Source organism: Hahella sp. CR1, assembly GCF_029813005.1.
Taxonomy (GTDB): Bacteria; Pseudomonadota; Gammaproteobacteria; order Pseudomonadales; family Oleiphilaceae; genus Hahella.
Genome location: NZ_JAPELK010000011.1, coordinates 16,177 through 29,078 on the forward strand (window position 1 = coordinate 16,177; position 12,902 = coordinate 29,078).

The 12,902-nt window shown below is 56.4% G+C and carries 11 protein-coding genes and 1 other RNA gene; all 12 read left to right on the plus strand.

The features are described from left to right. Nucleotides 1-35: 35 nt before the first annotated feature. Nucleotides 36-884 carry a 16S rRNA (cytidine(1402)-2'-O)-methyltransferase gene (rsmI, locus tag ONV78_RS23255; RefSeq protein WP_279506794.1) on the plus strand — a complete coding sequence of 283 codons (849 nt, stop codon included), beginning with the start codon at nt 36-38 and terminating at the stop codon, nt 882-884. A 72-nt stretch (nt 885-956) separates the two neighbouring features. After that, nucleotides 957-1,322: RNase P RNA component class A (gene rnpB, locus ONV78_RS23260), an RNA gene on the plus strand. 385 nt (nt 1,323-1,707) lie between these two features. Continuing rightward, complete coding sequence (gene mraZ / locus ONV78_RS23265) at nt 1,708-2,163, plus strand: division/cell wall cluster transcriptional repressor MraZ (protein ID WP_041598950.1); 456 nt, start codon at nt 1,708-1,710, stop codon at nt 2,161-2,163. Nucleotides 2,164-2,167: 4 nt separating this feature from the next. Continuing rightward, nucleotides 2,168-3,097, plus strand: a complete 930-nt coding sequence (rsmH, locus tag ONV78_RS23270; RefSeq protein WP_279506796.1) for a 16S rRNA (cytosine(1402)-N(4))-methyltransferase RsmH — start codon at nt 2,168-2,170, stop codon at nt 3,095-3,097. After that, entirely contained in the window at nt 3,097-3,492 is a 396-nt protein-coding gene (ftsL, locus tag ONV78_RS23275; RefSeq protein ID WP_279506797.1) for a cell division protein FtsL, read from the plus strand. The genes rsmH and ftsL overlap by 1 nt, the downstream gene beginning before the upstream one ends. Next, the gene (locus tag ONV78_RS23280; RefSeq protein WP_279506799.1) at nt 3,489-5,261 is read left to right on the plus strand and encodes a penicillin-binding transpeptidase domain-containing protein; all 1,773 of its coding nucleotides are present in this window, start codon (nt 3,489-3,491) and stop codon (nt 5,259-5,261) included. The genes ftsL and ONV78_RS23280 overlap by 4 nt, the downstream gene beginning before the upstream one ends. A gap of 1 nt (nt 5,262) precedes the next feature. Continuing rightward, nucleotides 5,263-6,780, plus strand: coding sequence for a UDP-N-acetylmuramoyl-L-alanyl-D-glutamate--2,6-diaminopimelate ligase (locus ONV78_RS23285; protein ID WP_279506802.1), 1,518 nt, complete (start codon nt 5,263-5,265; stop codon nt 6,778-6,780). 42 nt (nt 6,781-6,822) lie between these two features. Further along, the gene (murF, locus tag ONV78_RS23290) at nt 6,823-8,154 is read left to right on the plus strand and encodes a UDP-N-acetylmuramoyl-tripeptide--D-alanyl-D-alanine ligase (protein ID WP_279506803.1); all 1,332 of its coding nucleotides are present in this window, start codon (nt 6,823-6,825) and stop codon (nt 8,152-8,154) included. Nucleotides 8,155-8,201: 47 nt separating this feature from the next. Continuing rightward, complete coding sequence (gene mraY / locus ONV78_RS23295; protein ID WP_127968633.1) at nt 8,202-9,284, plus strand: phospho-N-acetylmuramoyl-pentapeptide-transferase; 1,083 nt, start codon at nt 8,202-8,204, stop codon at nt 9,282-9,284. A gap of 7 nt (nt 9,285-9,291) precedes the next feature. Further along, nucleotides 9,292-10,632 carry a UDP-N-acetylmuramoyl-L-alanine--D-glutamate ligase gene (gene murD / locus ONV78_RS23300; RefSeq protein ID WP_279506804.1) on the plus strand — a complete coding sequence of 447 codons (1,341 nt, stop codon included), beginning with the start codon at nt 9,292-9,294 and terminating at the stop codon, nt 10,630-10,632. Then, the gene (gene ftsW, locus ONV78_RS23305) at nt 10,629-11,822 is read left to right on the plus strand and encodes a putative lipid II flippase FtsW (RefSeq protein WP_279506805.1); all 1,194 of its coding nucleotides are present in this window, start codon (nt 10,629-10,631) and stop codon (nt 11,820-11,822) included. Before murD ends, ftsW begins: the two co-directional genes overlap by 4 nt. Beyond that, entirely contained in the window at nt 11,819-12,901 is a 1,083-nt protein-coding gene (murG, locus tag ONV78_RS23310) for an undecaprenyldiphospho-muramoylpentapeptide beta-N-acetylglucosaminyltransferase (protein ID WP_279506806.1), read from the plus strand. The genes ftsW and murG overlap by 4 nt, the downstream gene beginning before the upstream one ends. The last annotated feature ends 1 nt before the right edge of the window (nt 12,902 follow it).

Below are 12,902 nucleotides of genomic sequence, written 5' to 3' on the forward strand. Positions count from 1 at the left end.
GTGGAAATTTCAGTTATTAACAAGATGAAAGAATTATGAGCGAAGCAAAGGGTGTTTTATACATTGTAGCGACCCCGATTGGTAATTTGGATGACATGACTCCCAGGGCGATCGCCATATTGAAATCGGTGGACCTGATTGCGGCGGAAGATACTCGGCACAGTGGCAAGTTGTTGAGTCACTTTGGCGTTGATGCGCCGATGACCTCTTTGCATCAGTTCAATGAAGAGGCGAAAACAGAGCGCTTGTTGTCAGAACTGGCGGCAGGTAAGTCCATCGCTCTGATATCTGATGCAGGGACGCCGTTGATATCGGACCCGGGGTTTCCGTTGGTGCGAGCGACCAGAGAGGCTGGCTTCGCCGTCACGCCAGTTCCCGGCGCCTGTGCGTTGGTGGCGGCTTTATCCGCTTCCGGCATGCCGAGTGAACGGTTTGTCTTCGAAGGGTTTCTGCCCGCCAAGGGTTCTGGGCGGCGTGGGCGTTTGCAGGAGCTGGCTGACGAACCCCGGACCATGGTGTTCTATGAGTCTCCTCATCGGATCTTGGCGATGATGGAAGATTTAGAGGCGGTGATGGGGGCCGCCAGGGAGGTGGTGATCGCCAGAGAGCTGACCAAAACCTTCGAGACGATAAAAGCGGGCTGTGTTCAGGAGGTTAAAGTCTGGATGCTGGCGGATGGAAATCAGCAGCGCGGGGAGTTCGTCGTGTTGGTGAAGGGGGGGCGCAAAGAGCAAGGCGACTCTGTGGAAATCAAAGTGTCGCAATTGCTGCAGGCGTTGCTCAAAGAATTGCCTGTTAAAAAGGCGGCGGCGTTGGCGTCTTCGTTGACGGGTGTCGGTAAGAATGAGCTTTATCAGCAGGCGCTGGCGTTAAAGGGCGAGTAAGTTTGCGACTTCTTTAATGACTTGCTGGCGCAAAGCTTGTGTCGGAAGAGGGAAATCGCTAATCTTGCCGCCAGAGCTTGTTAGGCAGTCGCTGTTTCGCATCCTTTATTGGGCGCGGGATGGAGGAAAGTCCGGGCTCCACAGGGCAAAGTGCCAGGTAACGCCTGGGCGGCGCGAGTCGACGGAAAGTGCAACAGAAAGTATACCGCCTAAGTCTGCTTTGGCAGAACGGTAAGGTTGAAATGGTGCGGTAAGAGCGCACCGCATGGCTGGTAACAGTCCATGGCGATGGAAAACCCCACTCGGAGCAAGACCAAATAGGGATCCAATGGCGTGGCCCACGCTGGATCCGGGTAGGTCGCTAGAGGTGCATGGCGACATGCATCCCAGACGAATGACTGTCCACGACAGAACCCGGCTTACAGACAAGCTCTTCTTTTCTCTTTTTAACCCTGAAACTCTTGCGTATGAGAGTTTCAGGGTTAACTTCTCTTAACAATGAAACTGTGCGGCCGATAATTGGGCGTGCACATACCTCGTTTTATTTACCAATGCGGTCTTTATAGCTAAATATTCTTAGATGCGAGCTTGTATCTAAAGAAATTCCTCTAGCGCTTTGATTGCAAAGCTATTTTTGTCTCAAATCTGTCTATTTTTTCCCCTTTTTTTCTGTAACTACTTGTCTTTTAAGAGGAAATTATTGACCCATCCGTAACTTAATCATCTTGAAATGTTGCCTTCCGCTTTCTATAGTGTGTAAAAGTGGGTAAAAGTGGATGATTGTGGTTTTTTGTGGCGAAAACCTTCTGAGATGGGCAAATAAGTGTTTAGAGGGGTCAATGCGATCAACATGGATTCAAAGGGGCGCTTTGCTATGCCGACGCGTTACCGGGATCGTATTGCCGAAATAAGCAATAACCAAATGATTGCGACCATTGATACACAAGAACGCTGCCTTCTGATTTATCCATTGCCGGAGTGGGAACAGATTGAAAGCCAGATCGCCGCGCTTCCCGCGTACAACCCGGCGACTCGGCGCATCCAGCGGCTCTTGTTGGGCCACGCCACTGAACTTGAAATTGACGGTGCGGGACGCGTGTTGTTGTCTCAGCCGTTACGTGAATACGCATATCTGGATAAGAAATTGATTCTATTGGGTCAGGGTAAGAAGTTTGAGTTGTGGGACGAAGATCACTGGACGAAGCGGCGCGATGAATATCTGGACGAGGATGCGCTTGGTCAGGATGTCCCAGAAGAACTGATGAACATCGCGCTATAACACTATGGAAAGTAATCAATACGGACACGTAACGGTTTTATTGGCCGAGGCTGTTGAGGCTCTGGGCGTCAAGGCGGATGGGCTTTATATAGACGGCACCTTCGGGCGCGGCGGACACAGTGCGGAGATATTGAAAGCGCTGGGGCCGCAAGGGCGACTGCTGGGTATCGACAAAGATCCACGTGCGAGGCGGACGGCGATGGAAAGGTTTTCTGGCGATGACAGATTTCTATTCCGGCAAGGCTCCTTTGCTGACATGGCCTCGTTTGTTGCGGAACTGCAATGGCCTGGCGTTGACGGCGTACTGCTTGACTTGGGTGTTTCCTCCCCGCAGTTGGATGAAGCCGAAAGGGGCTTCAGCTTTATGCAGGACGGGCCATTGGATATGCGGATGGACCCGGACAGCGGACAGTCTGCTTCAGAATGGGTGAATACCGCAAAAGAAGAAGAAATTAGCAAGGTGCTTTGGGACCTGGGCGAAGAGCGTTTTGCGCGGCGGATGGCGAAGGCCATCGTGGCGGCGCGTCAGACTCAGCCCATTACCCGGACCTTGCAACTGGCGGAAATTGTCGCGGCGGCTAATCCCCGCTGGGAGAAAGGCAAGAATCCGGCGACGCGAGCGTTTCAGGCTATCAGGATATACATCAACAGGGAGTTGGACGATCTGGCCCAGGGGCTGGAGCAGGCGTTTGGAGTGCTAAAGCCAGGCGGACGCCTGACGGTTATCAGCTTCCATTCTCTCGAAGATCGCATGGTCAAACAGTACATGCGGGATATTGTACGAGGGCCCAAGACTCCGAAATGGCTGCCGGTGGTGGATGATGCGCCGCCAAAAGCCAAATTGGTAGGTAAGAAAATCCGCGCAGGCGAAACTGAACTCGCGGCCAATGTACGGGCGCGCAGCGCCGTAATGCGTGTATTGGAGAAATGTTGATGATTTTGATTCGTTCTACAGGTCAGGCTACGCCACTGACGACAAGACGCAGCAAAACGGTTCGTGAGCCGATTTTGCCCGTCGTACTGGAGTGGTGGGGTGAGACGTGTCGCCTTGCCGCAAGCATGATCAAGGGGCGGGCGTTGATCACTTTGTCATTGTTGGCGGCTCTGGTGGTGTCCGGCGTCGCCACGGTGTACGCCGTGCATTTGAACCGGCAGCAGTTTATTGAACTACAGACGCTGCAGCGGGATAAAGACCGCTACGAGCGCGAATGGACCCAGCTATTGCTGGAGGAAAGCGCCTGGAGCGCGCACAGCCGAGTGGAGCAGATTGCGGATCAGCGTTTTGGCATGCATGTGCCTGACGCCACCAAGATAGAGATTGTGAGATGAAAGCCAACGACCGGCGGGCAGCTCAACGAGGCGCCATGGAGCAGGCTGAGAGCGGGCAAGCAGCCCCGGCCATGCTCTGGCGCTATTACGCTGTGGCTATCGTGTTGGTCGCGTGTTTTATCGTGCTGGTCTGGCGCGTTATCGACTTGCAGGTGATTAATCATGAGTTCCTGCGTTCGCAAGGCGATATGCGCACAGTACGGGTTGAGCCGATTCAGGCGACCCGCGGCAAGATACTGGATCGCAACGGCGAGCCTTTGGCGGTCAGCGCGCCGGTTGTGACCTTATGGGCGAACCCGCAAGAAGCGCAGGAGAATGATGAAGGTTGGCGTAAGCTGGCGGATTTGCTTGGCATGCAGTCCGACGAGATGGTGAAGCGGCTGCGCCGTCATAAAGGCAAAGAGTTTATTTACGTACAGCGCCAACTATCGCCGGAAACCGGGCGCTTGGCGATGGACCTGAAGCTGCAAGGGCTGTACGCAAAACGCGAATTCAAACGCTATTACCCTGCTGGGGAAGTGGCGGCGCATATCGTCGGCATTACGGATATCGACGAAAAAGGTCAGGAAGGCATTGAGTTGGCTTTTGATGAGTATCTGCGCGGCGTTAATGGCAGCAAAAAGGTGCTGAAAGACCGTCGCGGTTATGTGATTAAGGACTTGAGCCTGCTGCAGGACGCGCAATCCGGTACTGACCTGCGGCTCAGTATCGATTTGCGTTTGCAGTATATGGCGTATCGGGAATTAAAGGCGGCGGTTGAGGCTCACCACGCAAAATCCGGGTCGCTGGTGATATTGGATGTGAGGACCGGGGAGGTGTTGGCGATGGTTAACCAGCCTTCGTTCAACCCCAATAATCGGGACAGTATGAACCCCTCGGGGTTGCGAAATCGGGCGGTGACGGATTTGTTCGAGCCCGGGTCCACCGTCAAACCCTTGTCGATAGCCGCAGCGCTTAAGACAGGGAGTTTTACAACGGAAACCCGGATCAACACCAGTCCGGGTTTCCTGCGTTTGAATGGGCAGACTATTCGCGACGCTCGCGACTACGGCACGTTGGACCTGGTTTCTATCATTACCAAGTCCAGCAATGTCGGAACTAGCAAGGTGGCGTTGAAAATCGGCGGAGAAGCGGTTTTTGAAACTTTCTATCAAGCAGGCTTTGGACAGTCTTCTGGCATTGAGTTTCCTGGGGAAGCGGTAGGCGTGTTGCCGAATTTCACCAAATGGCAGCCGATTCGCCTGGCGACGCTGTCATACGGTTACGGACTGTCAGTCACTACGCTGCAGTTGGCTCAGTCATACATGGCGATCGCCGCCGATGGCGTACGCAGGCCCGTAAGTTTGATTAAGGGCGGACAGCAAGGAGTTTCTCCACAGGAGGTTATGTCGCCGGGCATTTCCAAGCACATCAGGGAAATGCTGGAGACAGTGGTGTTAAAGGGCGGTACAGGAACCCGGGCGCATGTCGCGGAGTATCGTGTGGCGGGTAAAACCGGCACCACTCACAAAGTCGGCGAGCATGGCTATGCGGATGACGCCTATAACGCGGTGTTTGCAGGTTTGGCTCCGGTTGAGAAGCCCAGACTGGCGATGGCGATCTTGATGAATGAACCGCAGGGCTCGGAATATTATGGAGGAGAAGTCTCCGCGCCGGTTTTCGCCAGAGTGGTGGCCAATGCGTTGCGCCTGCTGAATGTGGCGCCGGATCGGGCTATCCCTATGGTCGCAGGAGCAAGCGGCTCCGATAGCAAAAGGAATGGAGGCTGATATGCCGGGTGTCGCGCAACAACGACTGGCGGAACTGTTAAAGGGAATCACGGAAGTGCCGGCCGCTTTGGACTGCTGGCTGTCTGATATCCAGCAAGACAGCAGAAAAGTCACCAGTGGCGCTTTATTTGTCGCGGCTGAGGGCGTCAGTTCAAATGGCGCTCAGTATGTAGAGGATGCGTTGGCCAGGGGCGCTCGTGCAGTGCTGCTGCCAGGAACGCGTCAGCATGTTTATGAAAAAGGCGATGTAGTCTTTATTGAGCTCGATAATGTGCGGCCAGTGGTCGGGATTATCGCGCATCGGTTTTTTGGTCAGGCGACGCATCGCATGAAAGTGGTGGGAGTCACCGGTACTAACGGTAAGTCCTCCGTCACCCATTACGTTGCGCAACTGGCGGAAGGGTTGGGCATGTCGGCGGCGGTAGTCGGCACGCTTGGCTATGGTCGCCCAAACAGTCTGAAAGCGACGACGCATACCACACCGGATGCAGTGTCTCTGCACCGGGTGCTGGCGGAGTTGCGTGATGAAGGCATTGAACTGGTGGCGATGGAGGTCTCCTCCCATGCGCTGGATCAGGACAGAGCGGCGGGCGTTAACTTTGACGTGGCGGTGTTGACCAATATCACTCGGGATCACCTAGATTATCACGGCACGCTAGAGGCGTACGCTGAAGCCAAAAAGCGGCTGTTCCTGTCGGACTCAGTACGCTGGAAAGTCTTCAATCAGGATGACCCATATGGCGCGCGCTGGGCGCAAGAGCTGCAAGGGCCGAAAACACTGACGTTTAGCGTCGGAAAACGAGATCAGTCCGCGGCGAACGTATGTGCGGAAGACGTACATTTTGACGCCGATGGAATGAGCTTTGAGCTTGATTTTGGCGCAACCCGCGAACCCGCACGCTTGGCGCTGGTTGGTGAATTTAATTTATCCAATGCGTTGGCTGCTTGCGCGGCCATGTCGGCATTGAAGGCGGAGCCGCAGGCTGTACTTCAGCAGATGGCGCGATTGACCCCGGTGGCGGGACGTATGCAGCCGCTGCATGAAGATAAGGCTCCGACCGTTGTGGTGGATTACGCGCACACGCCGGATGCCCTGGAAGTTGCATTGAAGGCGGCGCGCAGGCATTGCCCTGGACGTCTCTGGTGCGTGTTTGGCTGCGGCGGCGACCGAGATCCAGGCAAGCGGCCTTTGATGGGGGCCGTCGCTGCGCAATATGCGGATGAGGTGGTGCTGACGGATGACAATCCTCGCGGGGAAGATCCGGAAAGTATTGTCGCGCAGATTGTGAAAGGCGCGGAACAAGGCGCGCACTTTCAAGTGGTGCGTCCCCGAAATGACGCCATCCGTTTCGCAGTGGAGCATGCCGCCCTGGAGGATGTGATTTTACTGGCCGGCAAAGGACACGAGGATTACCAAGAGATTCAAGGGCGGCGCATGCCGTTCTCGGACATTGAGATAGCCCGCGACTGTTTGGCCTCTGTCGCTGGCGTGAGAAGCTCCGCCAACGGCGAAATTTGATGAAGAGATGAAAAAGAGATAGAGACGATGATCGGAGACTGGTTGACAGATGACATAGCGAAAGCGGTCGACGGAACGGCTGAAGGCGACAATGTTGCTTTCACGCGCGTGACGACCGATTCCCGGGCGGATTGCTCCGGCGCTTTGTTCGTCGCGTTGAAAGGCGACCGCTTCGATGGCCATGAATATATAGACGCCGCTGTTTCTCAGGGCGCTGTCGCTGTACTGGCGCAACACAAAGTGGCGGCGGACGTGGCGCAGATTATCGTGCCCGATAGCTTGGTCGGTCTGGGACGGCTGGGCGCCCTGAACCGGAGTCGCTTTGACGGGCCAGTGGCGGCTGTCACCGGCAGCGCGGGTAAGACCACGGTGAAAGAGCTGCTGGCTTCTATATTGTCCCAGCGCGGCGAGGTCTGTAAGACCCAGGGCAACTTCAACAATCACATTGGCGCGCCATTGAGCCTGCTGCAGTTGACTGACGCTCACAAGAGTGCGGTGTTTGAGCTGGGAGCCAGTGCGGTGGGAGAGATCGCCTACACAGTTGCGCTTGCGCGCCCGCAGGTGGCGATTCTGAATAACGCCGCCGCCGTGCATGTCGAAGGATTTGGCGATCTGGCGAGCATTGTTAAAGCCAAGGGCGAGATCGTCTGTGGTTTACCTGAAGATGGCGTGGCGGTGCTGAACAAAGACGACGCTAACTTCTCCGCATGGGTGGAAATGGCGGGGGCGCGCAAAGTTATCAGCTTTGGTATGGACGAGTCTGCGATGGTGAGAGCGCAAGACGTGAACCTGGAGCTAAACGGCTCCACGTTCCGGTTGTGCGCGCCAGAGGGTGACATTGATGCGACGCTGCCGTTGCCGGGCGCGCACAACGTGCGCAACGCGCTGGCCGCTGCAGCCGCCGCACTGGCGCTGGGATGGACTTTGAATGAAGTCCGCGACGGGCTCGCGTCAGCGGTTCCTGTAAAAGGCCGCATGAACAAGTTACTGGGAATTAATGGGAGTGTCATTCTTGATGACACATACAATGCCAGCCCAACTTCAGTGAAGGCCGCGATTGACGTCCTGGCCCGCTATCCAGGGCGTCGAATCGTTGCGCTAGGGCACATGGGGGAACTGGGCTCCGTTGCGGAGGAAGCGCATAGGGAGGTCGCTCAATACGCCAGGGACAATGGCGTAGACATGTTATTGGGAATAGGCCGCTGGGCGGCGGAATATCGTGAAGGTTTCGGGGATGCGTCCCCGGTTGTTACTACTCATGACGACATCGCCGCATGGTTGCGCGAGCGCCTGGATTCTAACACTACGGTGCTAGTGAAAGGCTCACGGAGCGCGGCGATGGAAAACGTTGTGAAGCAGATTGTGGAGAAATGAAATTGTATGAACGTCCGTTCATCAAACGCGATGGGAGACGGGGCTAAATGCTAGTCTGGTTAGCTGATTTTCTAGCGCAGTATTTCAGCATTTTCAGTGTGTTCCAGTACCTCACGCTGCGTGCGATCCTGGGTGTCTTAACGGCGCTGCTGATCTCTTTGCTGGTGGGTCCGGTGATGATTCGCAAGCTCAGCTATTACCAGATCGGGCAAGCGGTCAGAGACGATGGCCCTGAGAGCCATTTCAGCAAAGCCGGCACGCCGACTATGGGCGGCGCTTTGATTTTGGTGGCGATTGCAGTGAGCACATTGTTGTGGGCGGACCTGACCAATCGCTACGTGCTGATCACATTGGGCGTGACCCTGTTGTTCGGCGCCATCGGCTGGGTGGATGACTGGCGCAAAGTCGTCGAGAGAAACCCTAAAGGTCTGCCGGCGCGCTGGAAGTACTTCTGGCAGTCCGTGTTCGGCTTTGGCGCGGCCGTCGTGTTATTCAAGACCGCCCATTTGCCGCAGGAAACGACGTTGATCGTTCCTTTCTTCAAGGACGTCACCCTGGCGCTTGGAGTGGGGTTTGTGCTGTTGACTTACTTTGTCATCGTGGGCGGCAGTAATGCCGTCAACCTGACTGACGGCCTGGATGGGCTGGCGATTATGCCAACCGTCATGGTGGGGGGCGCCTTGGCCGTGTTCGCTTATTTGTCCGGTCACGTGAAGTTTGCAGAGTACCTGCATATTCCTTATCTGCCGGGAACCGGTGAACTAGTGATATTCCTAGGGGCGCTGGTTGGCGCAGGGCTGGGCTTTCTCTGGTTCAACACCTATCCGGCGCAGGTGTTCATGGGGGATGTTGGCGCATTAGCGCTTGGCGCCGCGCTTGGCGTTGTGGCGGTTATTGTCCGTCAGGAATTGGTGTTTTTTGTAATGGGCGGCGTGTTCGTAATGGAGACGGTGTCCGTGATTCTACAGGTGGCGTCATACAAGCTGACCGGAAGGCGTATCTTTCGCATGGCTCCGTTGCACCACCATTTTGAGCTCAAAGGCTGGCCGGAGCCGAGAGTTATCGTGCGGTTTTGGGTCATAACCGTAGTGCTGGTGCTGATTGGTTTGGCGACGTTGAAGATCAGGTAATTCGTTCATGTCGATTTTGGCGCGCGACCGTAATATCGCTGTTATCGGGTTAGGTAAGACCGGGCTGTCCTGCGCGGATTATCTGACACGGCGCGGTTATGGCTTTTGCGTGATGGATACGCGCGAAAATCCTCCTGGGCTGGCGGAGCTTAATGCGATCAATCCGGGTGTGCAGGTGGTGACCGGCGGGCTGGATCAGGACATGTTGGCGCGCGCCGACGAAATCTGGTTGAGCCCTGGCGTGCCATTGAGCCATCCAGACCTGCAGGCGGTGAAAGGGCAAGTCAAGATCTGTGGCGACGTAGACGTATTCAGTCGTGAAGCCAATGCGCCCATTTTGGCGATCACCGGCTCCAACGGCAAAAGCACCGTGACCACGCTGGTCGGTGAGATGGCGAAGGCTTGCGGCGTCAATGTCGCCGTGGGCGGCAACCTGGGAACGCCAGTGCTGGACTTGCTGGCGGACGGGGTGGAGCTGTACGTGGTGGAGCTGTCCAGCTTCCAGCTGGAGACGACTGATCGCCTGGGCGCACTGGCGGCCACCGTGTTGAATCTGTCTGAAGATCATATGGACCGTTATGCGGACATGATGGCTTACCATCTCGCTAAGTTGAGAGTGTTTTACGGCTGCCGTCGTCAAGTGCTGAATCGCGATGATGCGTTGGCGCAACCGCCCCTGAGCCGGGATGCGGAAGTTACCTGGTTTACGTTGAAGAAGCCTGAGCCAGCACAATATGGCGTGCTGGAAGAAAATGGCGACGCCTGGCTGGCGTATGGCGCGGAAAAGCTTTTGCCGGTGGAGCAGGTGCGTATTCGCGGCAAGCACAACTGGAGCAACGCGCTGGCCGCGCTGGCGCTGGCGGATGCCGCAGGTTTGGAGCGCGAGCCCTGTCTGCAGGCGTTGAGAGAATTTACGGGGCTGACCCACCGTTGTGAGTGGGTGGCCGATAAAGACGGAGTCGCCTACATCAATGACTCTAAAGCCACCAACGTGGGAGCGACTCAAGCGGCATTGGCCGGACTGGGTCCTGTTACGAACGGTGGAATCGTGTTGATTTGCGGCGGACAAGGAAAAGGGCAGGACTTTGCTCCTTTGGCTCCGGCGGTGAAAGAGTGGGTGTCCACGCTGATCATCATTGGTGAAGACGGCCCCAAATTAAAAGAAGCACTCGCTGGCGGCGCAATGACGTTGTCAGCTGAAACGATGGAAGAGGCGATTAAGCTGGCGGCGGAAACATCCTCTGCTGGCGATCTGGTGTTGCTGTCTCCAGCCTGCGCCAGTTTTGACATGTTCAAAAACTACGAGGATCGCGGCGACCAGTTCAAGCAATGGGTGAGGGCGTTATGAGTACGTTAACGCTTACCGCTTCCAAAAACACCCAGACGATGACGCTGGATATGCCGTTGCTGGGCTCCGCCCTGGCGTTGGCGGCCATTGGCTTGATCATGGTGACCTCTGCGTCGGTTGACTTCGCTGACGACGCTAATGGACAGGCCTTGTATTACATGTGGCGGCATTTGTCGTACCTGCTGGCCGGCGTTGCAGTTGGCTTTGTAATTTTGCGGCTGCCTCTGCAATGGTGGCACAAGCAAAGCTGGATACTGCTGGTGGTGGCGCTGGGTTTCCTGGTGGCCGTGCTGATTCCCGGTATCGGGCGCACAGTTAACGGCAGCACCCGCTGGATCAGTCTGGGAGTGATCAATATCCAGGCGTCGGAAATCGCCAAAGTGTGTCTGGCAATATACACCGCCAGCTATCTGGTGCGCCGCCTGGACGAAGTGCGCGGCAGCTGGTGGGGCTTCGCCAAGCCGTTGCTGGTGCTGACGCTGGTGGCGTTGCTGTTGCTGATGGAGCCAGACTTCGGCGCCTTGGTTGTCACCATGTGCGCGGTGGTCGGAATGATTTTCTTAAGCGGCGTGGCGTTAAGCCGGTTCGCCGCACTGTTGATGTTCTGCGTGGGCAGTGTGGCGTTGTTGGCGGTATCACAGCCCTACCGCTTGAAGCGGTTGACGGCGTATACCGACCCCTGGGCGGATCAGTTTGACAGCGGTTATCAGCTGACTCAGGCGCTGATCGCTTTCGGGCGCGGCGAGTGGAGCGGCGTAGGTCTGGGTAACAGCATACAAAAGCTTTTTTATCTGCCTGAAGCGCATACCGACTTCGTGTTCGCGATTATCGCGGAAGAGCTGGGGCTGCTGGGTAGCTTGTTGATTATCGTGTTGTTTGGCGTGTTGCTGTGGCGCGGCATGCATGTATCGCGGATGGCGGAGCGTGCGGGTCAGCTGTTTAACGCCTACACCGGTTATGGCGTCACGCTGTTGCTGGGCGGTCAGGCGTTGATCAACCTGGGCGTGAACACAGGGCTGTTGCCAACCAAAGGTTTGACGTTGCCGCTGATCAGTTACGGCGGCAGTAGTTTGATTATCAGTAGCCTGTGCGTGGCGATTTTGCTGCGAATTGGCTCCGAGGCGGTGAGCGGTGAACAAAATGAAGAGGCGCCGCCAAAAGTGAAAAACCGGGGAGGCGCCCAGCGATGAGCGACAAGACTTTCCTGGTTATGGCGGGCGGCACCGGCGGGCATGTATACCCGGCGCTGGCGTCTGCGCTGGCGTTGCGCGAACAGGGGGCGAAGGTCGTCTGGCTGGGCGCACGCGGAGGGATGGAAGAGCGTATTATCAGTCGCACCGACATTCCCATGCGTTTAATCACTATTGGCGGCTTGCGGGGCAAAGGCGCGGCTGCATTGTTGATGGCGCCGGTCAACCTGATGCGCGCCCTATGGCAGGCATTCAGCGTGTTCCGTAAGGAAAAGCCCGATTGTGTGTTGGGAATGGGTGGATTTGCGTCAGGACCTGGCGGCATCGTGGCCTGTTTGACTGGTACGCCCCTGGTGATTCACGAACAGAATGCGATTGCGGGAATGACTAACCGTTGGCTGGCTCGCGGCGCGCGCTATGTATTGGAAGCTTTCCCGCAGACCTTTGCTCAGGCGCAATCGGTTGTGACCGTGGGTAATCCGGTCAGAGACGAACTGGCGGCGTTGCCCTCGCCGCAGGAGCGGGGAATCGGCTCAAGAAAACCCACGCTGCTTATTCTTGGCGGCAGTCGCGGCGCTCTGGCTTTAAATGAAGCGGCGCCTAAAGCGATTGCGGCCTTGCCAGAGGCTTTGCGTCCACGAGTTGTGCATCAAGCGGGCGAGGGTAAGGACCAAGCCTGTCGCGAGCTCTATGCGAGCTTGGGAGTGGAGGTGGAAGTCCACGACTTTTTACAAGACATGGCCAGCGTATACGCAAATGCTGACCTGGCTTTATGTCGAGCAGGGGCGTTGACCCTTGCGGAGCTTTGTACTGTGGGACTGGGAGCTCTGCTGGCGCCCTACCCACATGCGGTGGACGATCACCAGACCGCGAATGCCCGACACTTGGAGCAGGCGGGAGCGGCGAAGATATTTCAACAGGATCAATTAACAGTGGAAAGATTGGCTGAGACTTTGACTTCCCTGCTCGGGCAGCCGCAAAAACTGCTGGAAATGGCGAACGCCGCACGGACGTTAGCCAAGCCCGAAGCGACCAGAGAAGTGGTCAAGTATTGTTGGGAGGCATGCGCCAATGACTGAG

Bases quoted from the DNA above. Each gene is read 5' to 3' on its own strand.
- rsmI (WP_279506794.1), top strand. From the start codon at position 36: ATGAGCGAAGCAAAGGGTGTTTTATACATTGTAGCGACCCCGATTGGT.
- rsmH (WP_279506796.1), top strand. From the start codon at position 2,168: ATGGAAAGTAATCAATACGGACACGTAACGGTTTTATTGGCCGAGGCT.
- ftsL (WP_279506797.1), top strand. From the start codon at position 3,097: ATGATTTTGATTCGTTCTACAGGTCAGGCTACGCCACTGACGACAAGA.
- ONV78_RS23280 (WP_279506799.1), top strand. From the start codon at position 3,489: ATGAAAGCCAACGACCGGCGGGCAGCTCAACGAGGCGCCATGGAGCAG.
- ONV78_RS23285 (WP_279506802.1), top strand. From the start codon at position 5,263: ATGCCGGGTGTCGCGCAACAACGACTGGCGGAACTGTTAAAGGGAATC.
- mraY (WP_127968633.1), top strand. From the start codon at position 8,202: ATGCTAGTCTGGTTAGCTGATTTTCTAGCGCAGTATTTCAGCATTTTC.
- murD (WP_279506804.1), top strand. From the start codon at position 9,292: ATGTCGATTTTGGCGCGCGACCGTAATATCGCTGTTATCGGGTTAGGT.
- ftsW (WP_279506805.1), top strand. From the start codon at position 10,629: ATGAGTACGTTAACGCTTACCGCTTCCAAAAACACCCAGACGATGACG.
- murG (WP_279506806.1), top strand. From the start codon at position 11,819: ATGAGCGACAAGACTTTCCTGGTTATGGCGGGCGGCACCGGCGGGCAT.